The 23,432-nt window shown below is 68.9% G+C and carries 17 protein-coding genes and 1 pseudogene; 5 read left to right on the top strand and 13 right to left on the bottom strand.

Going from position 1 to position 23,432, the window contains the following annotated elements; all coding sequences use genetic code 11:
• The first annotated feature begins 4 nt into the window (after positions 1–4).
• Positions 5–1,336 carry a hypothetical protein gene (locus ACPPVW_RS05015; protein ID WP_426625426.1) on the top strand — a complete coding sequence of 444 codons (1,332 nt, stop codon included), beginning with the start codon at positions 5–7 and terminating at the stop codon, positions 1,334–1,336.
• Here ACPPVW_RS05015 and ACPPVW_RS05020 read toward each other — a convergent pair.
• On the bottom strand, positions 1,333–2,046 hold the full coding sequence (locus ACPPVW_RS05020; RefSeq protein ID WP_426625427.1) for a hypothetical protein: 714 nt from the start codon (positions 2,044–2,046) through the stop codon (positions 1,333–1,335). The two genes, ACPPVW_RS05015 and ACPPVW_RS05020, sit on opposite strands and share 4 nt — an antisense overlap.
• 411 nt (positions 2,047–2,457) lie before the next feature.
• Positions 2,458–2,631 (bottom strand): annotated as a pseudogene (locus ACPPVW_RS05025) (IS1380 family transposase); the annotation flags it as partial.
• A gap of 68 nt (positions 2,632–2,699) precedes the next feature.
• Between ACPPVW_RS05025 and ACPPVW_RS05030 the strand changes: the two are divergent.
• A complete protein-coding gene (locus ACPPVW_RS05030) occupies positions 2,700–3,182 on the top strand; it encodes a hypothetical protein (RefSeq protein WP_426625428.1) in 483 nt (160 codons plus the stop codon).
• Positions 3,183–3,222: 40 nt separating this feature from the next.
• Here ACPPVW_RS05030 and ACPPVW_RS05035 read toward each other — a convergent pair whose 3' ends face one another.
• The 5 genes from ACPPVW_RS05035 to ACPPVW_RS05055 form a co-directional block, all read right to left on the bottom strand.
• The gene (locus ACPPVW_RS05035) at positions 3,223–4,749 is read right to left on the bottom strand and encodes a polysaccharide biosynthesis tyrosine autokinase (protein WP_426625429.1); all 1,527 of its coding nucleotides are present in this window, start codon (positions 4,747–4,749) and stop codon (positions 3,223–3,225) included.
• A 115-nt stretch (positions 4,750–4,864) separates the two neighbouring features.
• Positions 4,865–5,596, bottom strand: coding sequence for a hypothetical protein (locus ACPPVW_RS05040; protein WP_426625430.1), 732 nt, complete (start codon positions 5,594–5,596; stop codon positions 4,865–4,867).
• Complete coding sequence (locus ACPPVW_RS05045) at positions 5,593–6,360, bottom strand: CDP-alcohol phosphatidyltransferase family protein (protein WP_426625431.1); 768 nt, start codon at positions 6,358–6,360, stop codon at positions 5,593–5,595. The genes ACPPVW_RS05040 and ACPPVW_RS05045 overlap by 4 nt, the downstream gene beginning before the upstream one ends.
• On the bottom strand, positions 6,357–7,640 hold the full coding sequence (locus tag ACPPVW_RS05050) for a DUF1972 domain-containing protein (RefSeq protein ID WP_426625432.1): 1,284 nt from the start codon (positions 7,638–7,640) through the stop codon (positions 6,357–6,359). The genes ACPPVW_RS05045 and ACPPVW_RS05050 overlap by 4 nt, the downstream gene beginning before the upstream one ends.
• A 213-nt stretch (positions 7,641–7,853) precedes the next feature.
• Complete coding sequence (locus ACPPVW_RS05055; protein ID WP_426625433.1) at positions 7,854–8,798, bottom strand: glycosyltransferase family 2 protein; 945 nt, start codon at positions 8,796–8,798, stop codon at positions 7,854–7,856.
• Between the two features lie 84 nt (positions 8,799–8,882).
• Between ACPPVW_RS05055 and ACPPVW_RS05060 the strand changes: the two genes are divergently transcribed.
• Entirely contained in the window at positions 8,883–9,890 is a 1,008-nt protein-coding gene (locus ACPPVW_RS05060) for a glycosyltransferase family 2 protein (RefSeq protein WP_426625434.1), read from the top strand.
• 607 nt (positions 9,891–10,497) lie between these two features.
• Here the strand turns inward: ACPPVW_RS05060 and ACPPVW_RS05065 are convergent.
• The 6 genes from ACPPVW_RS05065 to ACPPVW_RS05090 form a co-directional block, all read right to left on the bottom strand.
• Entirely contained in the window at positions 10,498–10,938 is a 441-nt protein-coding gene (locus tag ACPPVW_RS05065) for a DUF2510 domain-containing protein (protein WP_426625435.1), read from the bottom strand.
• A 1,180-nt stretch (positions 10,939–12,118) separates the two neighbouring features.
• On the bottom strand, positions 12,119–12,535 hold the full coding sequence (locus ACPPVW_RS05070; protein WP_426625436.1) for a hypothetical protein: 417 nt from the start codon (positions 12,533–12,535) through the stop codon (positions 12,119–12,121).
• Positions 12,532–14,757 carry an RHS repeat domain-containing protein gene (locus ACPPVW_RS05075; RefSeq protein WP_426626249.1) on the bottom strand — a complete coding sequence of 742 codons (2,226 nt, stop codon included), beginning with the start codon at positions 14,755–14,757 and terminating at the stop codon, positions 12,532–12,534. The genes ACPPVW_RS05070 and ACPPVW_RS05075 overlap by 4 nt, the downstream gene beginning before the upstream one ends.
• Before the next feature lie 301 nt (positions 14,758–15,058).
• Complete coding sequence (locus ACPPVW_RS05080) at positions 15,059–18,862, bottom strand: DUF6531 domain-containing protein (protein ID WP_426625437.1); 3,804 nt, start codon at positions 18,860–18,862, stop codon at positions 15,059–15,061.
• The gene (locus ACPPVW_RS05085; protein WP_426625438.1) at positions 18,862–19,470 is read right to left on the bottom strand and encodes a hypothetical protein; all 609 of its coding nucleotides are present in this window, start codon (positions 19,468–19,470) and stop codon (positions 18,862–18,864) included. The genes ACPPVW_RS05080 and ACPPVW_RS05085 overlap by 1 nt, the downstream gene beginning before the upstream one ends.
• A 227-nt stretch (positions 19,471–19,697) precedes the next feature.
• Positions 19,698–20,732, bottom strand: a complete 1,035-nt coding sequence (locus ACPPVW_RS05090) for a glycosyl transferase (RefSeq protein ID WP_426625439.1) — start codon at positions 20,730–20,732, stop codon at positions 19,698–19,700.
• Between the two features lie 140 nt (positions 20,733–20,872).
• Between ACPPVW_RS05090 and ACPPVW_RS05095 the strand changes: the two genes are divergently transcribed.
• Positions 20,873–22,009 (top strand): glycosyltransferase family 4 protein, encoded by a 1,137-nt coding sequence (locus ACPPVW_RS05095; RefSeq protein ID WP_426625440.1) that lies wholly within the window; start codon positions 20,873–20,875, stop codon positions 22,007–22,009.
• On the top strand, positions 22,006–23,421 hold the full coding sequence (locus ACPPVW_RS05100; protein ID WP_426625441.1) for a lipopolysaccharide biosynthesis protein: 1,416 nt from the start codon (positions 22,006–22,008) through the stop codon (positions 23,419–23,421). The genes ACPPVW_RS05095 and ACPPVW_RS05100 overlap by 4 nt, the downstream gene beginning before the upstream one ends.
• Positions 23,422–23,432: the final 11 nt, after the last annotated feature.

The following is a 23,432-nucleotide window of genomic DNA, read 5'->3' on the forward strand; positions in this document are numbered from 1 at the left end:
CACCGTGATCGACCTCGCCGACGGTCCGCTCAACGCTCCTACCGTCGACAAGACGCTGCTGATCGCCGCTGCCGTCGCTGTCGCGATCCTGGGCTTCGTCGTGCTGCGCCGGTACCCCAAGCTGGCAGTGGCCTCCTGGATCGTCTCGATCTGCTTCGTGCCGATCTGGCTGGGCTTCGGCGTCGGTTTCAACGGCAACTACTACCTCCCGCCCGCGACGGCCGCCGCCTTCCTGGTGGTGGCGGCTCTTCTGCCGGCGCCCCGGTTCCGGCTGAGCTGGCTGGACGGCCTGATGACGCTCGTCGTCGTGTGCGCGATCTGCTCGCTGTTCACCGGCAACGCCGGCATCGCACTCGGCGCCGCCATCATCGTGGTCACCTACTTCGTCGCCGGTTACGTCGTCGGCAGGATCGCGCCGCTGCGCGTGGACCCGCTGTGGATCCACGGCGCCATCGCGATCTGCTTCACGGTCGTCGCGCTGCTGGCGATCGTGGAGGGCCTGACTCACTTCAACCCGTTCGTGCTGATCAAGGCGCCGAACTCGCTGTACACGGCGTGGGGCTCGATCCAGTCGCGCGGAGGCGTTCCCCGCGCCGAGGGAGCCTTCGGGCATTCCATCGCCCTGGGCGCGAGCCTCGCGATGGCGATCCCGATCACGCTGGCATCGCCCTTCCGGTTCTGGGTGCGCGTCGCGATGTCGCTGACGATGCTGGTCGCGACCGTTTTCTCGTTCAGCCGGATCGGGATGGTGTGCGCCTTGCTGGGCATCATGCTCTCCATCCTCTTCATGCGCGACGCGATCTCCCGCCGCGCGCGGATCACCCTCGTCACGGTCGTCGTCATCGCCGCGGCCGTGCTGTTCCCGCTCGTCATCGCGGTATTCGACGAGGCGGGCTCGGAGGCGACGGACAGCGCGAACTATCGAGGCGACCTCACCCAGCTGTTCGGCACGATGAACCCGATCGGTGTGGCGAGCTCCGCGGAGAAGAACTCGGCAGGAACCCTGTACTTCGGCAACTTCCGCTCGATCGACAGCCAGCTCATCCTCACCGGCCTGACCAACGGCGTGATCGTGCTCGCCGCCGTGGTGGCAGCGCTGGTGTTCGGCATCCTGCTGGTGCTGCGCGGCAAGGCGACGGCCGCGACTGTCGCTCTGGTCGCGCAGATCCCGGCGTTCGCCACGGTGGCGCTCATCACCCAGTACTCGATCTTCGTCTGGTTCGTCGCCGGCCTCGCCGCGACCACCCAGCTGATGCCGGAGGCGATGAAAATCGGCGTGCTGGGAGTGCGGCGGCGAGCGGAGGAACCGGTGGCGGTCGAGGCCAATGCCCGTTAGGCGCGATCGATTGAATTGTGGTCGCAGGCGCTCCTTCTCGACAGAATGGGGCGCAGCAGCACTACGAGGACTGCCCCGGCGGCAACCGCCTCGACGATCAAACGGAAGGACGCAAGCACCTCCTGGGTAGAGTCAACCGTCTGCGCGAGATAAAGGGCCGGCATGGACAACAGCACCCCCATCGTTCCCAGAATGATCGCGCTGAATGCAAGATCCATCAGCTTCTGTCTCCGAAGGCAACTATCCATGGTGAGTGCATCGGCCGAGGACCCGACGCAGGCCCGCGCGTCGGCTCGACGTCCCCGCACTTCGAAAAGCAGCCATGCGCTGACGCCGAGGACTGTCATCGCGATCGGCGGGTCGAGGATGAATGCGATGACCGTTCCCGGCGATGTGAACCCGGTGAAGCGTTCGAGCAGCATCTCGACGACAACCGACGTGATGAAGGCGGTCAATGCGAGTATCCCGATGACACGGGTTGCCCATCGGAACCGAGCAGGCAGGAAGTCTTCAAACCTGATGTGACGGGAGTGCGCAGCCCGCGTTTCCTGGTCAGTGCTCTTCTGTTGTGGAATCCGTGCCCCTGTGAGTCCGAGCAGCCCGCCGGCCAATGCAGCTGTGACGACGTACCACGCGACCGAACCACTTCGGTCGGCCCCCGAAAGTCCGATCGCCGCCCTCGCCACCGCAGCCCCGACGACGATGCCCACGCCTGTACCAAGAAGTCGGCGGCGTCGCCACCGCGACACGACGTCATCGCCGCGACTTCCAACACGCTGGGCGAAAGCGATGAAGGCCAAGAAAACGCCGGCACCTACGACAGCGCAGAGCGTCACGTTCGCAGATGATACAAGATCGCTCATGACCCCTACGACCTACTGTTCTCGAGTCAAGGCGCGGAGGAAGCGAATTCTCCCGGCGCTCATCTTTAAGCGGATCGCGACGATCATCGCCACCCTTAGATGAAAGGTAGCGTATTTCTGATAATTCAGAATGCCGACTGCAAGCATTAAACTTATATCCAACCACTCGTCGGCTGATCGAGCCGCGGATCACGCCCGGGACGCCGGCGGATCAGGAGTCTTTCGCGGAGGACAGAGTCGCAGCCGAGCGGGCGCCATCACCTTCGCACCCGCGTTGGAGCCCTTGTCCGTCGGGACACTCAACCGGGACTGCGCCAACTCGTCTAGCCCTGCAGAGCGCGCGAGCCGCAGCAACGGCACCAGGCCCGCGGCCGACACAAGATTCGGGATGGTGTGCGCCTTGCTGGGCATCATGCTCTCCATCCTCTTCATGCGCGACGCGATCTCCCGGCGCGCTCGGATCACCCTCCCTCGTCACGGTCGTCGTCATCGCCGCGGCCGTGCTGTTCCCGCTCGTCATCGCGGTATTCGACGAGGCGGGCTCGGAGGCGACGGACAGCGCGAACTATCGAGGCGACCTCACCCAGCTGTTCGGCACGATGAACCCGATCGGTGTGGCGAGCTCCGCGGAGAAGAACTCGGCGGGCACCCTCTACTTCGGCAACTTCCGCTCGATCGACAGCCAGCTCATCCTCACCGGCCTGACCAACGGCGTGATCGTGCTCGCCGCCGTGGTGGCAGCGCTGGTGTTCGGCATCCTGCTGGTGCTGCGCGGCAAAGCGACGGCCGCGACCGTCGCTCTGGTCGCGCAGATCCCGGCGTTCGCCACGGTGGCGCTCATCACCCAGTACTCGATCTTCGTCTGGTTCGTCGCCGGCCTCGCCGCGACCACCCAGCTGATGCCGGAGGCGATGAAGATCGGCGTCATCGGCATCCCGCGCCGGGTCGGCGAACCCGAGTCTTCCGCCGCGCAGCTCCGCTAGGAGGCGGCGCCCAACGTTCGAGCGCCGGATGTCGCGGCTGCTAGGACGACGTGCGCGCCGACTCGGACGCGGGCTCGCCGTCCGCAGGTCGTGCAGCCGCGGCCTCTACAATGTCCGGCTCAGCGCTCTCTACAATGTCCGGCTCGGCGACCGGCTGGGGGCTCGACTTCGCGTTCGCCGCCTCGTGCTCGCCGCTCTTGCGAGCCGGGAGGCCGAGGCGCCGCGACGGCGTCTCCGGCGCGTAGTACGCTCCGCGCTGCGCACGGGCGTGGATGCGGTTGAGCACGATGCCCAGAACCGCGGCGCCCGACTTCTGCAGCGAGTCGATGGTCTGCTCGAGCTGCTGCCTGCGGACCTGGGTGCGGTCGACGACGACGAGGGCGCCGTCGACCTGGCGTGCGAGGATCGACGCGTCCGCCACCGAGCCGAGCGGGGCGGTGTCGATCACGACAGTGTCGTACTCGGCGCGCAGCCGGGCGAGCAGGTCGGCCATCCGCCGTGACGAGAGCAGCTCGCTCGGGTTCGGTGGGATCGGCCCGGAGGCCAGCACGTCGAGTTCGCCGGCGCCCCAGCGTTGCACGACCTCGTCGAACTCGGCGCGGCCGGCGAGGATCGAGGTCAGTCCCGCGCCTCCCGAGAGCCCGCTGTAGCTGGCGACCATGGGACGGCGGAGGTCGGCGTCGATCAGCAGCACGCGCTGCCCGGTCTCGGCGAGCGCCAGGGCGACGTTCGACGAGATCATGGACTTGCCCTCCTCCGGCACCGACGAGGTCACGACGATCGCGCGGTTCGGGGAGCCCAGCGTCACGAACTCGAGGTTCGAGCGCAGCTGCCGGTACGCCTCCGCGCCGAGGGAGAGCGGCGAGTCGACGAGCACGAGTCCCGGATGGCTTCCGCGCTCGCGCGGGATGGAGCCGACGAGCGGAGCCTTGGCTACCTCCACGGCCGTCTCCGCGTTGTGCACGCGCGTGTCGAACGTCTCGCGCAGCACCACGATCAGCGCGCCGAGGATGAGGCCGAGCAGGAGGCCGGAGAGCACGTTGAGCCGGGTGTTGGGGGCCGACGGCGCGTCCGGGACCGCCGCGGGTGCGATGACACGCACCGAGACGGTCGTCTTGTCGGTGGCCGACTTGGGCGCGATCTGCTCGACCGTGCTGCTGAGGTTCGCGGCGACGGCGTCCGCGATGGCAGCTGCCTGCTTCGGACTGGTGTCCGCGACCGCGATCTGGAGGATCACCGTGTTCTGCGGCGTACTCACCGTTATCGCGCTCGCTAGCTGGCTCGGCGACTCGCCGAGCTTCAGGTCGTCGATCACCGGCTGCAGCACGGCCGGGGACTCGGCGAGCTGCGCGAACGAGAGCATCTGGTTCTGCGTGTAGGTGGAGCCCTGGCTCAGATCGGTCGCGGTGCCGGCGAAGCTCAACGAGAAGTACAGGGAGGATGTCGCCGTGTAGACGGGGGTCGCCAGCTGGGAGAGGCCGTACCCGGCGATGGCGCCGACGATCGTCGCGATCACCACGACGTACCAGAACCTCCGGAAAGCCTGTCCGTACTTCTTGGAGTTCATCGGAGCCCCTCCCGTCCCATCCCGTATGACGGCGCCCCGCGCTCGACACGCGGTTTCGAGGACATCCTAGGCTCGAATGACGCCGCCTCGGCCAGTGCTTTCCTCTCCGCCGCCGTCATCTGAAGACCACGAGCTGCGCGCCCGCCTTGTCGCTGAGGGTGAGGGTGACGTCTCCGGAGTCGGCGGACGGCACCGTGAAGACGTAGACGGCGGTCGCCGTGGCGCCGGGCTTCAGCGTGCCTGTGAACGGCTTCGACGCACTGTCGCCCTGCACCGGGTCGGCAGGCGTGGAGGCCGAACCGTAGTACGCGTTGACCGTCGCGGTGGAGACCGGGAAGTCCGATCCGGTGTCGTTGACGAGCTTCAGCGTGACCTTGACGGCCGGACCGCTGACCTCCCCCGGGCGGGTCGCGGTGGCGGTGTAGGCCTCCACGGAGGTCACATTGGCGGTGAGGCCGCCGGGCGTCTTCACGTTCTGCGCGACCTGGGCGGTGCTCGCGACAACGCCGCCGTAGCGCGCATCGAGCGTGCCGGCGCCCGGTTTCGCCGGGGCCGCGGTCGACGGTGCGTCCGTCGGGGCGGTCGACGGGGTCGGGAGCGCTGTTTCCGACGGCCGGGGCAGCTGCGTCGCCACGGGGTCGAGAGCGTTCGCGACGCCCTTGCCGGGCTGCGGGGTCGCACCGTGGATCGCCGCGACCACGATGCCAGCGGCGATGACCACCGCGGCGACGCTGCCGCCGACGATCAGCAGGACGCGCCGCCGCTTCGACGGAGCCTCCGGTCGGGCCGTGCGGGTCGTGTCGGCGTCGTCGCCCGGGTCATTGCCCAACTCGTGTCTCTGCGTCATGATGGACTCCCTTCGGTGCGGAGCTCGCGGAACCACCTGACCGCAGCGGCCACGAGGAACAGTGCGGTGGCGATCACGATGAGCGTGTACACCACGAGGAAGCCGGGCAGCCAGCCCAGCAGGGCGAACGAGACGCACAACACCCCGTAGTCCATCGGCAGCACCAGCACGGCGCGCAGCCACGACGGTCGGCCGGGGAGGTCCTCCGCCAGCGGAACAGCTCCGCTGCGGCGGCGCAGCTGCTCGGTCAGGATCATCCCGAAGAACAGCACGGACGCGACGACGGCCGAGATCAGGGGCACGACGAGCCAGGCGACGACGACCGTGCGGTGCAGGTAGAAGCCGACGAGCAGCGCGAGCGGCATGCTGACCACCTTCGTGGCGTCGACCATGTGGTCGAGCCACTCGCCCGCGGGGCTGCTGCGCCCGGTGAGCCGGGAGAGCTGACCGTCCGCGCTGTCGAAGGCGTAGCCGACGAGCAGGAAGACGGCGACGGCTACGCCGAGCCCCCATGACGCCGGAAAGACGATCAGGAGGACGATCGCGGCGAACGTCCACACCGCGCTGATCGCGGTGACCGCGTTGGGAGTCAGGCGCGCCAGGTAGGCCCAGGCCGTGATGTACCGGCCGAGGCGGCGGTTGACGAAGCGGGAGTAGGCGGGCGCGCTGCGGGCGGCCGGCTTCTGGGCCGCCGACAGCCTCCGGAGCACGGAGCCGTAGGACTCGGGGGCCGGCACGGGACTCTCGATCGCGGAGTCGCTCATGGCCGGGCCGACTCTGTGGTGTGCGTCGCCTGGGTCGTCTCTGTTGTCGGGGTCGTCTGCGTCGTCTGGACCGTCTGCGGTTGCGTTCGGGCGATGGCCGCCGCGGGCGCCTTCCGTGTCGGCGACGGCTGCGCGCCGACGCGCTGCGTGGTCAAGGGGCGGTGGGTGCGCACCTGCACGTGGTCGGCCAAGTCGTGACAGAGGGACTCGTAACGGTCGGCCACGTCGTCCCAGTCGTAGGCGAGGGAGCGCGCACGCGTGTCGTCGCGCAGCATGCTGTCGTCGGCGACCGCCTCCGCCTCCTCCAGCCGCCGTGCGAGAGCGTCCTCGGTGTCGAAGTAGGCGCCCGCGGAGCCGAGCACCTCCCGGTTGAACACCACGTCGTAGGCGATCGTCGGCGTCCCTGCTCCGATCGCACGCAGCAGCGACGGGTTGGTGCCGCCCACCGAGTGCCCGTGCAGGTAGGTGCGGGCGTTGGCGTAGAGCTGGTCGAGCAGTTGCTGGTCCCACACTCCGCCGAGGAACCGCACGCGCTCGTCAGCGAGTGCGTGCACGCGCGCGGTGTACTCGTCGGCGTACGGCGCCGATCCGACCACCACGAGCGGGAGGGTCGCACCGCTGCGGCGGTAACCGTCGACGATGGTGTGCACGTGGTTCTCCGGCTCGAAGCGGGCGACCACGAGGTGGTAGCCACGCGGGTAGAGGTCCGCCGTGGCGAGGAGTTCGTCGCCGTCGGCGACACGCGGTGCCCCGTAGGCGATCAGCCGGGAGTCGGCGTGGAATTCCTCGCGGTAGTAGTCGGCGATGCCCTGCGCGTCGGCGATGAGAGCGTCCGACCAGCGCACGGCGGCCGACTCGGCCATGCGGTAGTACCGCCGGCCTGCGCCCTTCCACTTGTCGCGCCTCCACTCGAGGCCGTCGACGTGCGTGGCGACCGGGATGCGGGCCGCGCGGATCAGGGGGAGATACGGCGAGTTCGCCGCGTTGAAGACGATGGCGACGTCGGTGCGGTGGGTCATCAGGTGCGCGACGGAGAGCCCGCTGTGGCTGAGCGTCTCGAGGGAGCGGCGGTGCACCGCTCCGCGGTGGACGAGCTCCATGCCGTGGTATTCGGCTGGGCGGTCGGCCTCCTGCGATCGGCAGTACACGCGCACGCGGTGGCCGCGCTCGGCGAGGCGGGAGCCGACTTCGTCGACGCAGGTCTCGAAACCGCCGTAGTGGGCCGGGACCCCGCGTGTGCCCACCAGCGCGATGCTGAGCTCAGTTCCCCCACTGTGCATCGGACTTCTCTCGCTCTCGTCGGTCGTTGAGTGGCGACCCGACGTGACGAAGGGGACAGCCCATCGGACGAAGGCGAGTACCTCGTCGGCCGGCTGTCTGGTGCATCAGGGTCGGGTCTCTGTTGCGCGCCCAGTCTATGACGAGTAATCCTCAATTGTTGCTCCCCCGTTAGGGGGACGTTCACCAATGCCGGAATGCCGGAAGGGTGGGGCTCAGGAAAGCGACGTGCGCGACGCCCGCAGGCCGTCGCGCACCCCGCGGAACGCGGCGCGCAACGGCGCCACCGGCCGCAGGAACTGCCGTCGACCCCCCTGAAGCAGCACCTCGTAGGCGATCGGGACGCTCGCGCGGCGCCAGCGCCGCACGCTCGAGGAGTCGAGGTTGCGCGCGGCGAACACCAGCCGGTTGCGGATGTTGAAGTAGTAGTACATCTCGGACTTCGCCTCGCCGCTCCGTTCATGTCCCGCGCCCTGGGTGCCGCCCTCCGCGTGCACCGCAGTCGCCTCCGGCACCACGAGAACGCGTGCGCCTGCCCGCCGCGCCCGGTACGACAGCTCCACGTCCTCCCAATAGAGGAAGTAGCCATCGCCGAACCCGCCGACCCGCTGCCACAGTTCGGCCGAGAGCATCAGGCAAGCGCCGCTCAGCCAGAGCTCGGCGTCACGTACACCGAGTTCGCCGCGCTTGCGGGTGGCCGAGATCCGGCCGTCGCCGAGGTGGAGGTCGGAGCCGTCGAACCAGACACTGCCGTCGGGGCGCAGGATGCGCGGCGCGACGAGCGCGTCCGCGTCGGCCCGCACGACGGCGAGCAGCGTCGCGACCTCGTCCGGCGCGATGGTGGCATCCGGGTTGAGCAGCAGAAGCGCGTCGGCGCCGGCCTCCAGCGCGACGGCGGCGCCGACGTTCATCCCCGGCCCGAAGCCGAGGTTGCTGTCGGGCTCCACCAGCAGCCAGCCCTGGTCAGCGGCGAGCGCCCGCATCCGGTCGCGCTCGTCGTCGGTCGTGCGGTTGTCGACCACCACGGTGATCGCTCCGGGGAGCGTGCGGGTCAGCGGCGCGAGGTTGGCACTCAGAAGGCCGGACGACCCGTAGCCGACGACCACGACGGCGAGCCCGGCGAACCGCCCGCGCCCCTCCCCGCCGCCGGCCCCCGCCATCGAGTCTCCTCCCGCTCGCCACGCTGGCGTGAAGCCTATACCTGTGTGAGCATGGAGACCCACCGAACCCCGTGAGGACCCTCCATGGCCGAGCACCGCGTCCACGTCACCATCGCTGTGCCGACGTTCCGCCGCCCGGAGAAGCTGCAGGCGCTCCTCCCGCTGCTCGTCGCGCAGGCGCGCGACGTGGATGCGAGTGGCGCGACGCGGACCGACATCGTGGTCGTGGACAACGACCCGGATGGGAGCGCTCAAGCCGGGGTGCAGGAGGCGGCGAGCGCGGCAGCGGCAGCCGACCCTCTGGTCGTGATCCGCTACGCGCACGAGCGGCAGCCCGGCATCGCGGCAGCGCGCAACCGGGCCCTCGACGAGGCCGCCGGTTCGCAGCTGCTCGCGTTCATCGACGACGACGAACGACCGCATCCCGGCTGGCTGGGCGAGCTCGTGCGGGTGCAGAACGACACCGGTGCCGCGCTCGTCCAGGGCTGGGTCGACCCCGAGTACGAAGTGCCGCCCTCGTCGTGGATCCTGGCCGGACGGTTCTTCGTGCGCCGCACCTGGCCGACCGGAACTGCGCTCGGGGTGTCGGCTTCGAACAACGTGCTGCTGGACGTCGAGCAGGTGCGGGAGAGCGGGCTCCGCTTCGCCCTCGACCTCGGCTTGAGCGGCGGCGAGGACACCCTGTTCACCAGCCAACTCGCCGCGCGCGGCTACCAGCTGGTCTGGTGCGCGGAGTCGGTGGTGACCGACCTGGTGCCGGCCTCCCGGATCACCCGCCGGTGGGTGCTGCGGCGAGCGCTGAGCCACGGCAACTCGGCGGCGGTGGTGAGCATCCGGCTGGCGGACGGGCCCGGCCGCGCGGCGCTTGCGCGTGTCGGGTCGGTCGTCGGCGGCGCGGCACGGGTCGTCGGCGGCGTGCTGCGTTGCGCACTCGGGGTCGTGACGCGGTCGGAGGTGCACCAGGCGCGCGGCGCGCGGGCCGCCTACCGCGGGGCCGGCATGATCGCTGCCGCTACAGGCCGCGTCATCCAGGAGTACGCGCGCCCGGCGACCGCCGAGGGGCACCCAAACGCCCCTAAAACCGCGGGGTAGGGACGTTTACGTGCCCTTCGGCGGGCCTTGCTGCGCTCGGCGGGAGGTTTGGAGGGTTTGGAGGGTGCGGGCGCGGGCGTAGGCGTTGAGGTGGCGGCGGCCGGCAGCGCCGCCGCCGTCGGAACCCTAAGTTGTGGAGTCCCAGAGGCCCCCCGTAGCACATACGCAACAGTGGACGATCGCCGGCCGCGCACCCGCTGAACCGCTGCGAATACGCCCGCGACGACCTCCCGACTAGCAGAACGGTCATAATCGCACCGAAGAGCGCGGACCCTGCTGCAATCCAGTTGCCGACGAGCAGGGCGATGCCAGCAGCGCTCGAGTGCACGATCGCGAATGTGACCGAACGCCGTCGCGCTGCGGCTGCATCAAAGGCCGCGGCGATCGGTACCGCGATGAATGCGCCGACGCTGACGCCAGCGCCCAGAACGATGCCCATGCAGGTGAGGCCCTAATTCACGGGGGGAACCCTGCAGAATCACTGGCCAGGGTGTGGCGAACGCTGTCACGGCGGTCGAAATCAGATGGAAGGCCGCCGAGATAGCCAGGAGCACCATCGCGGCCAGAAGCGCCCAAGGGCGAACGTTGCTTGGGTTCAGCATCTGGCTCAGACGCTCACGAGTAGCACGGATGCGAAGACTCCGAGCAGGAGGAGCAGAATCGCGCACGCGCCCACGATCGACAAAGCCAATCCCGAGGCCGCGACTCGTCGCTCTTCCGTTCCGACGGCGCGCGCCCGCCCGATGGTGCTGAGCACGATCCCGATGACACCGGTGACCGTCGCCGCGGGCATCAGGACGAACACGGATACAGTCAGGCCCATGTTCGGCTCAGCGCCCGTCGACCCGAGAAACGCGCTCAGCATCGTCGCGGCCGCGAGCGCGGTCGCGACGATTCCGAGAACGAATCCGCGCCGAGCGATGCCCGAGCGGGACTGTGACTGCGCCGCAGCGCGCGGCCGAGTCGAAACGGTCCACGCCGCCCCGTCCCACCATCGCTCCCGCGAGAGGTTGTCCGGATCGGGGAACCAACCGGAAGCAGATGTCATCGTGTTCGCTCCTCCACGAGTCCCTTCCTAGGATCGCGCCGCGCCGGTGGTCGCGGCGGCGCCGTTTCCAGCCGAAGGGTGCTCACCGTGCAGGGAAGGCGCCAACCGCGCCACCGATCAAAGCGACAAGACCGAAGACGATCCCTGCGCAACCGTAGATCCGAATTTCCCTTGACGGCAGTCGACGTCGCTGACTTCCCGGAAGCTTCCACCGGCGCCCATCTCGCAGAGGGAGCCGGTGCGGAATCGCAACGCATACTGCACCCCAAGCCAAGACCACAGTGCCCGCGATCATCGCTCCGACCTGCATGCTTGGTTCCTCGCTCAAGTTGGGCGCCGCCAGGACGCGTCTCGTGATGCTCGGACTTCTTGTCTCGCGACATTGGCCGAATGCCGCCACCACGATTTGGCTTGCTCCGTCCACCTCGACTCCCTACTTTCCAATCGATGCTTCGTATGCCCGGACCCGAGCCATCGCCGCCTCCCACTGCGGCTTCGTCAAGTTCGGCTGCCCCGCCTCCCGCATTACGACGCCCGTAGGCGAATGCAGGCGCACTACCTCGTTGTTGCCTTGCGCAGATGTGGTGTACCCGGCTCGAATCTCTGCCTTCCCCTTATGGTCGCCGACTTTGTTGCAGACCCAGCCCCCAATGAACCCCATAAGGAAGAGCACCAGAAACGTGATAGTGAGCGGGTCCCATTGCTGCGATGCTGCAACGGTAGTTACAGCGCAAACCAATGCTCCCCCCATCCCTACGAGGCCGATCGCACAACTCATCAATGCGTAGCCACCCCATTGATTGACCGTCGGCCCCGGCAATAACTCACGACGCACCCACTCCGTCTTCACCGGCCTATCCCCATCCCTTCGCTACTCCGAATGCGTCACCAGAGGCACCGAAAGCTTTCGACGCTTGAGAGATCGCTTCAGTCACCCATTCGTCAACTCTCTTACTGAGCGCCTTGCCGATGATCTGGCCGCCCCCGGGAATCACAGTCGTGCTCGTGTTGTACGCCGGCGGGTCGCCGAGGCGGTTTCCGCCGACTCGGTGAACGTGGCGGGCTCGAGTGCACATAAGAGTCCCGCGACATCGACTTTGGTGACGTAAAGGAGCCCTTCCCACGGGTCGGGAGCTGTCCCTCATACACCTGCCGAAGCGGCGCGACCTACAAGGGCAGATCAATCGTGCTTGCCAGGCCGTCGTTTGAAGTCGTCGATGAACGCCCGGAGGCGATCCGTGGCGATGCCGAACGGACGAGAAGGCAACAGGCCGAAGCGCCGCGTATCTCGCACGATCCCCACGATCACGTCCCAATTCTTTTGATAGAACTGGACCTCCGCAGAAGCCACCAACGGTTCTGTTGCCGTAGTGTCACCCAGGGCACGTGCCCAATCCACGCACCGTACAAGAGCGTCGTCACGGCCGACATCTACATGCCATTCGCCATGATCCATGACGAGGGCAACAACGATGAGTTCATCTCGGATAGTCAGAAATCCGTTGAAGGAACCATCCAGGTGCTCCTTTTCAACGCGAAATCCTCGCGCGACGAGGAAGCTCTGAAACTGTTGGACCGGATGCATGAGAGCGTTCACTTTAGGACCATCCGTCGTCCATCAACTGACACGTTGTATCCCTTTGATTCAAGATACGTCAGCTCCATTTCAAAGAAGCTGCCAGCGCGCGCCTCGGCATAGGGCGTTGCCAAGAGAATCTCGTCACCTCCTGCAATCACACCGTCCAAGAACTGGCGGTTCATCGCCCACTGCTCTGCACGAGTCATGGCGTTCCATTTGTCAAGAGGCACAGTGAAGAGTTTGGCGCCGACGGTGTCCCCGAGTGTGGTATATGCCGGGTAGTGGCCGAGCGAGACCGCTTCTCCTGAGGCTAGTCCCCGCCTCGGCAGCCCAGCTGCACCGCCGACAAAGACAACCCCGATGGCCGCAAGCGGCCGCACTGAATCAGCCACAGATTGAATGCCGAGGTACAGGTCGCGAATCCATTTCGGCTGGGATGACATGCTGGCCAGTTCGAGCGCCCTCGCGCAGACGGTGTTGATGGCGAGCTGCTTTTCGGTGTATCCGACTTTGACTTCGGAATCGCAACTGACGCCCTCCGGCCAATATGACTCATACAGGGCATGACGCCAGGCAAGATCGCTCTCCCAATTGGGTGCGACCGCTTTCGGCTGTGGTGGAGCGTCGTACCCAAAGGTCTTAGCCCGGTTATCAGCCACCCACTGATTGGTGGCGTTGTCCACTTGACGCATTTCGTAGGCATGAAGTGGGTCGCTCGTGTTGTACGCCGACGGGTCGCCGATGCGGTTTCCGCCGACATCGATGAATGTGGCGGGGTTGGAGTGCACGTACATATACCGCGACATCGACTTCGGCGACGACAGCAGCCCCTTCCACGGGTCGGCAGCTGTCCACGTAGCCGCCGCGGGATCGTAGGAGCGCGCCGCGTAGGCGTTCAGACCAGAGGTCGGATCCGTAAGCTCACCCGTGAAACCCTCCGGCGCCGACCACGCCTCCGACTCGAAGACCGCCGTGCCCCAATCGTCGTACGACGCTAACTGGGCGATCGACGCTCCGGTGGCGCCGGCCACGGTCGAACCGAGACGATCCAGCAGATCCCACGTCGCCTCCCCCGACGACGCCACATGCGCCGCCAAGTTGCCCGCCGCATCCCGCACCAGACTCGCCGTGCCGTGCAAATCATCCGACCGCTGCACCACCGTGGACCCGTCGAACGTGTTCGAGGTCGTCTCGGTACCGTACCGAGTCTGATCGGTCACCGCCGCCTGACGACCCAACCCGTCATACGCGTACGACGTCGAGCGACCGTCACGGGACACCTGTGCGGTGCGGCCCGACGGGTCGTACCGGTACGACGTGCCGACACCGCCGATCGACTGGGAGGCGCGCATCCCCGCGGCATCGTACGAGTACGACGCCACCCCGTCGGCGACACCACGACCCGCGCCGGAGGTCTCCGAACGCAACAGCTGGTTCGCGTCGCTGAACGACGCCGACTGCGTGAAGTCCCCGTCCTGCGCGCCCGAGCGCGACCAGCCCGTGCGGTTGCCCACCGCATCGTAGGCGTACGTGTTCTTCTCGCCCATCGACGACATCGACGACACCAGCCGGTCCAGACCGTCGTAGCCGTACCCGACCGACCGGACCACCGGCTTCGACCCAGAGCCCTCCGCACCGAAAACAGTCCGGGTCGCCTTCGTGACGTTGCCGTCCTTGTCGTAAGCATACGCGTAGGCGAGCGAACCGCCGTCCTCCACCGGGTTCGCCGGCACGGGGAGGCTGCGGTCGTGGAGGTACGTGTTCGAGTGCTTGCAGAGGTCGCTCTCACCCGCAGCCGGCGCCGTGCGCGCGCTCAGGTAACCGGCGACCGTCGTGCAGGCCTTGGCCACGTCCGCCGCGCCGAACGGCACCGGCGTCGGCGTGGCCGATGCCACTGCGGGCGCGACCGGCTCCGGCGTCTCGTGCAGGATCCGGGTCACCCGATCGGCGGCGTCATACGAGTACGAGGTCGCCACGCCGGTCGAGCGGGACAGCTCGGTCAGGTTGCCGGCGGCATCCCACCGGTAGCCCAGGTCGCCCCACGGCCAGGTCTGCGACGTGACCCGGCCGCTCTTGTCGTAGGTGTAGCCGAGCTTCTCCCCCGTCGGGAGGCTCAAGGACGTCCGCTGGCCCGCCCCGTCGAATTCGGCGCTGAGACGCCCGCCGCGCTGGTCGATCTGCGTCGTCGCGCGCCCGTCCCGGTCGTAGATCCAGCCGGAGACGCCGGTGGGATCGGTCATGGCGATCAACCGCTGCTCGGCGTCGTACTCGTAGGACGCGACAGCACCGGCCTGATTCTGACGGACGAGGTCGCCGCGCTTGTCGTAGCCGTAGCGGGTGGTCGCGCCGGCGCCGTTGATCACCGCCGCCACGCGGCCGGCCGCGGTGTACTCGGTGCGCGTGGTGCTGCCGACCGCGTTGGTCTCGGCGGTCGGCCGGCCCGCCGCGTCCGCGGCGTACCTCGTGACGTTGCCGTTGGGGTCCGTGACCGACGCGAGGACGCCGTCCTCGTCGTACGTGAACGTCGACGCCGTATTCGCGTCAGGGCCCTGCTCGCCCGACTTCGTCACGTTCTCGATGACGCCGGCCAGCTGTCCGGCCGGGTCGTAGCGATAACGGGTGAGGTGGCCCTCGGGGTCGGTCAGCGCGGTCTGGTTGCGTGCAGCGTCCCAGCCGTACCGGGTCACAGCACCGGTCGGGTCGGTCAGCGAAGTTTGGTCGCCGTTGGCGTCGTAGGCGTACGCCGTCGTGTGGCCGTTCGCGTCGGTGACCGACAGCTGGCGACCGTTCGCATCGTACGCGTAGGAGGTCGTCGCCCCGGAGGCGTCGATCACCGCCGACACCAGATCGAGCGTCGTGTACGCGTATTCCGTGGTGCGACCGAGTGGGTCCGTCACGCTGGTCACGTTGCCGGCCGCGTCGTAGCCGTAGGAGGTCCTGGCTCCCAGCGGCGACGTCACCGCGATCACCTGGCCGGCGGTGTCGTACCGGTACGCCGTCACGGCGCCGGTTCGGTCCGTCACCGATGTGAGGTTGCCGTCGACGTCGTAGGCGAGGTCGGTGTGCTTTCCGAGGCCATCGGTGACGCGCACGATCCGATCGAGGAGGTCGTAGGCGTACGTCGTCACCACGCCATCCGCGTCGGTGCGCTTCACGAGCCGGTCCACGTCGTCGTAGGCGTAGGTGGTGGAGGCCCCGGTCGGGTCCGTCTCCTTCACGAGGTTGCCGCGACTGTCGTACCGGTACGCGGTCGTGCCGCCGGACGGCGACGTGGTGCTCCGGAGGTTGCCGACGGCGTCGTAGGCGGATCTCCACACGCCGGCGTTCGGATCGGTCGTGGCGATCACGCGATCCCTGTCGTCCACACGGTGACTCGTCGTGTTGCCGAGCGGGTCCTTCTGGGACGCGAGGGCGTCCTCCGCCGTGTAGCCGTACTCCGTCACGCCGCCCGTGGGGCTCGTGCTGCGGGTCAGATGGAACATGGCGTCCCACGAGAAGGCCGAGACCGCTCCGGTGGGGATCGGTGATCGACGCGACGTGGTCGTTCGACTCCCAACCGTAGGAGGTCGCGCCTCCGGCCGGGTCGGTCACGGTCACGAGCCGGTCGCCGGCGTCCCACGCGTAGGAAGTCGTGCGCCCGTTCGCGTCGGTCTGCGAGACCATCCGTCCGGCGCCGTCGTAGGCGAAGGTCGTGGTGCGGCCGAGGGCGTCGGTGCGGCTGGTCAGGTTGCCCGCCGCGTCGTAGCCGTAGGCCGTCGTGGCCCCGGAGGGCTGCACGGAGGCGACGAGGTTTCCTGCGGCGTCGTAGCGCTGGCCGACCGTGGTGCCGTCGGGCTGGTGGATCGCGACGAGCCGGCCGGCGCCGTCGTAGTCGTACGACCAGGTGCGCTCGGCGCCCTTCGCGCCGCCCCGGTCGGTCTTGGTGGCGACGTCTCCGGCAGCGGTGTAGGTGTAGCGCGTGATGCGGCCCCCTGGCGCCGACTCCGTTGTGAGGTTCCCGGCCGCGTCGTACTCGTAGCGGGTCTCTGCGCCGTTCTCGTCGATGGACGACGTGACGTTGTTCTGATCGTCGAAGGTGAACGCGGCTGTGGTTCCGTCAGGATGCGTGACGTTCGTGATCCGGTTGCGGGAGTCGAAGGCGAAGACGCTCTGACGGCCGAGGTTGTCGGTGTAGGTGGTCTGGCCGGCGGTCGCGTAGTCGAATGTGCGCTGGTTGCCCTCCGCGTCCCACTGCTTGGCGACGCGTCCCGCGCCGTCGTATTCGTTCTTCAGGTACACCGCACCGGTCGGATCGGTCGCCGTGAGCAGCTGGTGGGATGCGTCGTACGTGAACGATTTCGTGCGACCGTCGGGCAGAGTGATCGTCGTGAGGTCGCCTGCGGCGTCGTAGGACAGCGTCCAACGGTCCCCGCCGGGGCGGGTGAACGCGGTCACCCGCCCGAGCGCGTCCGACGACACCTCGATGGTCTGCCCTGCCGAGTCGGTGATCGACGTGAGCGGGACGAACTGGTTCACCTTCGGGTCGGCCGGGCCGTAGCCGAGCGTGGTGGTGTTGCCGTACGCGTCCCGATGCCGGACGAGCTCGCCGATCCCGTCGATGTCCCCGGCCGCGAACGTCCAGGACTCGCCGGAGACGGCCTTGAGGGTGAGGTCGCCGCCACCGGACTCGACCAGTGTCTGGTGCAGCCCGGCCTCCCCCGTGAACCCGCCGTGCCCGTCGGCGGCGAACACGTAGCTCGCCCCGTCCCCGCGGACGACCAGCACGCTCCCGTCGCTGAACCGCTGGGCGCGTGCGCCCAGCCCGAACGACCAGCCGGCGCCCACCCGGGTCAGACGGCCATCCTGCGAGTTGTAGGTCAACGTGATGTCGGTCGACTGACCGCCCCGGCCCGGGAGTGTGAACAGCTTCTCGTCCTCCACGAGGTTGCCGGTCGAGAACGCCACCGGGTCACCGCCGTAGGTCAGGTAGTTCTGGTGGCCCAGGTCCCGCCAGCGCTGCAGCTCCGCCTGCGTCGGCGGAGACGGCCAGCCTCCCGTCACCGGATCGGAGCAGTCGAAGCCCTGCGACTGCAGGTAGAGGCCGAGCCCGGTCAGTACGCCGTTGGCGATGTGAGCCATTCCGCCGTCGATCACGGGCCGGTCGTAGTTGTGGTCCAGGAACAGCGCCTCCAGGTGTGTGAAGGCGTTCGGGAGACCCGCGAACTCGTCGCCGGGGAAGGTGCCGTTGTTGCCGAGACTCTTCGCAGGCCGGCCCGTGTACGTGGGCAGAACGCCGACGAGAGCCCCGGAGACCGCGTCGTCCAGCGCGCCGCCGCGGGAATAGACCTGCGAACCGCCGTTCGTCGGGTCGCCCCACGCCGTCCCGTCGTTCGCGTTGAACGCGACGCCGAGTGTGACATCGGGGTCGTGCGAAGCCGCGATCCCGGCCCGCATCGACCGCGACACCATCGGGTTGGAGGCGTCGCGGGTGAGGAACACCGTCGCCCGGCAGTCGTTGGTCAGCAGAGTCTGGACGCGCGTCGCGAGGTCCATGTTGAACGGCAACTCGGTCACGGGCGGCGCGGGTGTGGTGGCGTGCCCCTCGTCGTTGTCGGGGTCGAGCACGACGACCGGGCCCGGCGGAATCGGGAACGGGATGCCGATGACCACGAACTGCGACAGATGGGACGACTCCGCCCGCACCACGCCCGCGTCGGTGTCGAAGTACGAAGGGAGGGCCGTCCACGGCTCGCCCGCGTTCTCGCGCGTGTAGACCCGCAACGTCGCAGGATCGAGACCGTTGGCCTCCACCAGCGCCATGTCGGGCTCGAGGGCCAGTGCGACACCCGGGACCACATCGGAGACGATCGGCCCTGTGTCGCCGCCTCCGCGGGTGTTGACCGCCTTCGCGGGGAACCGGGTGACGTTCGCCCCGTCGCCGTCGGTCGCCGTGATCTCCACGGGGTCGGAGACGACCGTCCCGTGTCCCGACATCTCCGATCGTGCTGCGCGAAGCGCCGTCGGCGCAGCGGCACCGACCGTCACGCGCAGTTCGGAGTCGATCCTGTTGCCCGAGAACGTCGCCTCGACTCCCAGGTCGCCCGCCGACACGGTCGCCGACTTCCCGGGCGTGACCGTTCCCTCCGCCTTCGGTCGCGGCGTCTCGGTCTCCGCACGCACCCGAGCATCCTGTGTCGACGCGGCCGCGCGCACCTCAGACAACGTCGCCTCGGCGATGCGGCGCGCCTGCTGAGCCGGCGATGCCTCCGCGGGGGTCACCGTCCCGGTGAGGGCCAGCCCGACGATCGCCACGGACGCGACGAGTCCCCGCGTCGCCGGCCGGCGACGCCTGATCGTCGCGCGCATCAGAGTGCCGCGCTCGACTCGAGCGCCGCCCGGAACAGGCCGCGCTTGCGCGAGAGCATGACGCCCGTCAGCACCAGCGCGATGCTCAGTGCGATCAGGAGGCCGATCGCCAGCTGCTGCCCTGTGGATGCGAGATCCGCACTCGGCTTCACGCACGCGGCGAGCTCGACCGCATCGGAGACTCCGTCGGCGTCGTAGTCTTCGTGGCCGGTCGCGCACGCCGTCGTGCCGCAGATCACGACGCTCGCCCACCGGGGGACGCCGTTGGAGTTCGTGTCAGCGTTGTCGGTGTAGCACGTCGACGACCCGCAGGTCAGGATGCGTGCGAAGTCCGGGATGCCGTCGCCGGCCGAGTCGGCGGTAGGCGACGCGCAGCGGATCGTGCCGCAGGCCATCACTTCGGTCCAGTCCGGGATGCCGTCGCCGTCGGAGTCCTCGCGTCCCGTCGCCCCCGTCGGCGAGCCGGAGACGACCCGCTCGACCGTGTCCGGGATGGTGTCGCGGTCCGCATCGCACGACGACACATCGTGCGTCGCCGAGCAGGGCGCGTGAGCCGGCCCGGCTACCGCCATCGAGGCCGGGAGGATGACCGCCGCCATCGTCGTCATGAACACAGCCAGAAGGCGCGCTGAACGCGCAGAACCCGAATTCCCCCGATACACAGCGGGCAAGCCTAGCGTTAAACATGCTACGACTGAAATGTAAGCGGGGCATCACCTCCTCGCGTCGATCGAGGGGCACCCAAAGGCCCCTAAAACCGCGGGGTAGGGGCAGTTACGCGCCCCCGGTGGGCGGCGCGGGAGGCGTTGCGGGAGGCGCCGCGGGGTAGGGGCAGTTACGCGCCCTCCGGTGGGCGGCGCGGGTTCCGGAGAGTGAAGGTTCGGGCGTAGGCGTCGAGATGGCGCCGCCCGGCGTCCGCCCAGCTGCGGGCGCTCAGGTCGGGTCGGTCGTCCGCCGCGATCTCCTCGGCCCGCGCGATCGCCGCGCCCAGCACCTCCGGCGTCAGCTCGTCGTAGCGCAGCACCCACTGCTCGCCGACCTCCCGTGCCAGTGCCTCCGTCGTCTCGTTGCCCGGCACCAGCACCGGACGGTCGAGCGACAGCGCAGCGAGTACGCCCCCGGAGTTGTGCATGTCGCGGTAGGGCAGGGCGATGAGCTGCGACCGGCCGACGAGGTCCGCGATGTCCGCGTCCTCCAAGAAGGCCAGCCGTACGGCGATGCGCGGGTCCCTGGCCGCCAGCGCGCGCACCGACTCCGCCAGCTCTTCGCTCGACGGCCGGCCTGCGACCGTCAAGCGGAGGCCGTCGCCGGGGAGGCCCGCGAAGACCTCCAGCAGCTCCTCCACCCCTTTGTACCGGCGGATCAGCCCGAAGTACCCGATGCGCCCGGCCTCGCGGCCGGGGTGCGGGTAGGCCGCGAACCACTCGCGGTAGTCGCCGTGCAGGATCGTCTCGTGAGCCGCCCCCGGCGGGAACAGCGTGGTGGGGTTGAGCCCGATGCGCAGCGCAGTGCGCCGGTCGAACCAGCGCAGGATCGCGCGCTCCCGGCGTGAGATCCCTTGCGGCAGGTGGAGGTTGTGCATCGACCGCACGATCGGCGTGCGCGTGACCGCGAGCCTCAGCAGCAGCAGCACGGTGAGCCCCTGTCGCACCAGCGCCTTGAGCGGGCTGTGTCCGGCGACGAGGATCTCCGGCCAGTGCGCGTGGAAGACGTCGTACCGCCCGAGCAGTGCCGACCTCCAGCTGAAGGTCCGCACTTCGAGCCCCGGGGTCGCGAGCAGCGCGTCGAGGAGCATGACGATGTAGGGGTTGGTCGTCGGCCGCGGTGGAGGGAACGACTGCTGCACCACGATGCGCTCGGGTCGGCTCATTGTGCGACCCACCCTAGCGTCACCCCCATTGTCGGGTGATTTTTGAGAATCCCTCGTTATTCGTGTCGCGAATCCCTAGAATCGCACAGCAGAGGCCGCGCCCGACCTGCGCGGCGATGACACGACGTGGAGCGTGGACAGTGGCCGGCGAAGCACCCATCCTGCACCACCAGCACGTTCGCCTGTACGAGCAGGTGCGCAGCGCGCACCTCGAACGCGCCCGCGAGCTCGCCCCGGCCGCCATCGTCTACCGCGTCAAGCGCTACGACTTCGACCCCTCCCTCACCGACGGGGTCGAGCTGGCGCAGGCCGACACCCTCGCCGCCGCGCGCCTGGCGATGCGCAGCCGCATCACCCGGGTGGAGGTCGACGAGCCGCTGTACCTCGACTCCCTTCCGCGCACGGCCGCCGTGCTCGCGGTGCTCGGCATGAAGCGCCTCGGCGGCGCCCCGCGCGCCGAGGTCGCCACCTACGCGATCGAAGACCTCGACCCGTTCGCCGCCCGGCCAGCGCGCGTGCGCAGCCGCGTGCGGCGCTCGATCGAGCGGGTGCTCGCCGGCTACATCTGGCACCGGCTCGACACCGTCGTCTACGGCACCTCGGAGGCCGACGCCCTCTACAACACGACCTTCCGGCGCGCCCCCCGCCGCCAGCTCACCGTGGAGGCCCTGCCGAGCCCCTGCGCGTGCGCCAGCGACGACGCCTCCACCGACGGCTCGAACGAGGGCCCGGTCGAGCGCGACTCCGACGGCGTGCTCTTCCTCGGCTCGTTCTCGCCACGCAAAGGCTTCGCCGACGTGCTCGAAGCGTGGCCTGCGATCGTGTCGCGCCACCCTGGCGCGCGGCTGACGCTCGTCGGGGCGGGCGAGCTGCTCCCCGAGGCCAGAGCGGCAGCGGCGGCCGACCCGAGCATCCGCTTGATCGTGGACCCACCTCGCTCCGTCGTGCACGAGGAGCTACGGCGCGCGCACGTGCTCGTGCTTCCCTCGCGCCGGGTCGGCGCCTGGCGCGAGCAGGTCGGCCTCCCGATCGTCGAGGGCCTCGCGCACGGCTGCGAGATCGTCACCACGAGCGAGACCGGCATCGCCGACTGGCTGATCGACGCCGGGCACGTGGTGCTGCCTGCCGACGTCCTGTCGGCCGGACTCGCCGACGGCGTCGTCGACGCGCTCGTGAACCCACGCTCGCCCGACGAGATCCTCGCCGACCTCCCGGACGTGGACGGCCGCATCGCGGCCGGCCGCGCGCTCTTCCGGGAAGCCGGAGTTCACCCATGACGCACCTCCGCGTGCGACCTGCGCGTGGGCGGCGCGCCGGGCCCGACCCGAACGGGCCCGGCGCCGCCCGCGCAAGCTCCTCGGGCGGGGGGATGGTGCGCAAAGTCGGCTCGACAGCCGTCATGAAGGTCATCGTGATGGGGCTCTCCGGCGTCATCGGCATCGTCAACAGCCGTGTCATCATCCAGCATTTCGGAACCGAGGCGTACGCCCAGTACGGCCTGCTCGCCGCCCTCCCCGCTCTGCTGCCGTTCGCCGACCTGGGGATCGCGGCCGTCGTCATCAACGCGGTCGCCGGCTCCGCCTCCCCGGCGTCCGACCGGACCGTGCGACGCACCATCGTGACGGCGTTCCGCATCCTGCTGCTGTCTGCCGCAGTCATCATCGCCGTCGGCGTCGTCATCAGCGTGCTCGGCTGGTGGCCGGCCATCCTCGGCGGTGGCCTGATGCCCGACGGCGGGAGCCTCGCAGCGTTTCTCTGTCTGAGCACGTTCGCGATCGTGCTCCCGCTCACCGTCGGCTCCCGCATCCTGGTCGGCCTCGGCCGCACGAGCACCCAGGTGGCCAGCCAGGCGGTGGTCGCTCCGGCCATGTTCCTGGGCCTCACGACGCTCGTGGCGGTGTCGGCCCCCGCGGGGAGCTTCCTGGCCGTGCTCTCGTACATCGCGAACGCGCTGGCCTCCCTGATCTGCCTCATCATGGCCGCGCGACTCATCAAGCCGCAGGTGGGCAAGGCGATCCGGGAGGTGCCGTTCCCCCGGCGCTATCCGGGCGTCCCCGCGATCGGGGTCGCCTGGCCGATGCTGGTGCAGATGGTCGCCCTGCCGATCGCGATGCAGACCGACCGGCTGCTGCTCAGCCACCTCACGCACGGCGACGAGCTCGCGCAGTACAACCTGGCCTCCCAGCTGTTCGGGCTGGTGCTGCAGACGATCGCGGCCGCGGGCGTGGCGATGTGGCCGATCTACGCCAAGGCCCGGTCGGAGGCTCGGATCGAGTCGCCGATGAAGCCGACCCTCTGGTTCCTTGGCGGCGGGTTGGCCATCGGACTGGTGCTCGCCACACTCTCGCCGCTGCTGACGCACTTCATCGCGGGCGACCGGTTCGCGCTCGACCCGTGGCTGGTCGGCGGATTCGTCGTGTTCGTGGCGCTGCAGGCCGCCAAGTACCCGGCCGGGATGTACATGACCGACAAGCGCGGGCTCACGTTCCAGGTCTGGCCGATCCTCGTCAGCGTCCCGCTCAACCTGGGGCTCTCGTGGTGGCTGATCGGAGTCATCGGCGCTGGCGGCCCGATCATCGGCTCGGCCATCAGCGTCGCCCTCTGCCAGGTGATCCCGAACCTCTGGTACGTGACCCGGGACCTCGGACGCCGCCGGGCGGAGAAGCCCGGCGGCGTCGAAGTGCACTGAGAGTGCGGTCA

The organism is Leifsonia sp. McL0607 (assembly GCF_049993355.1).
In the GTDB taxonomy this organism is placed as follows: Bacteria; Actinomycetota; Actinomycetes; order Actinomycetales; family Microbacteriaceae; genus Leifsonia.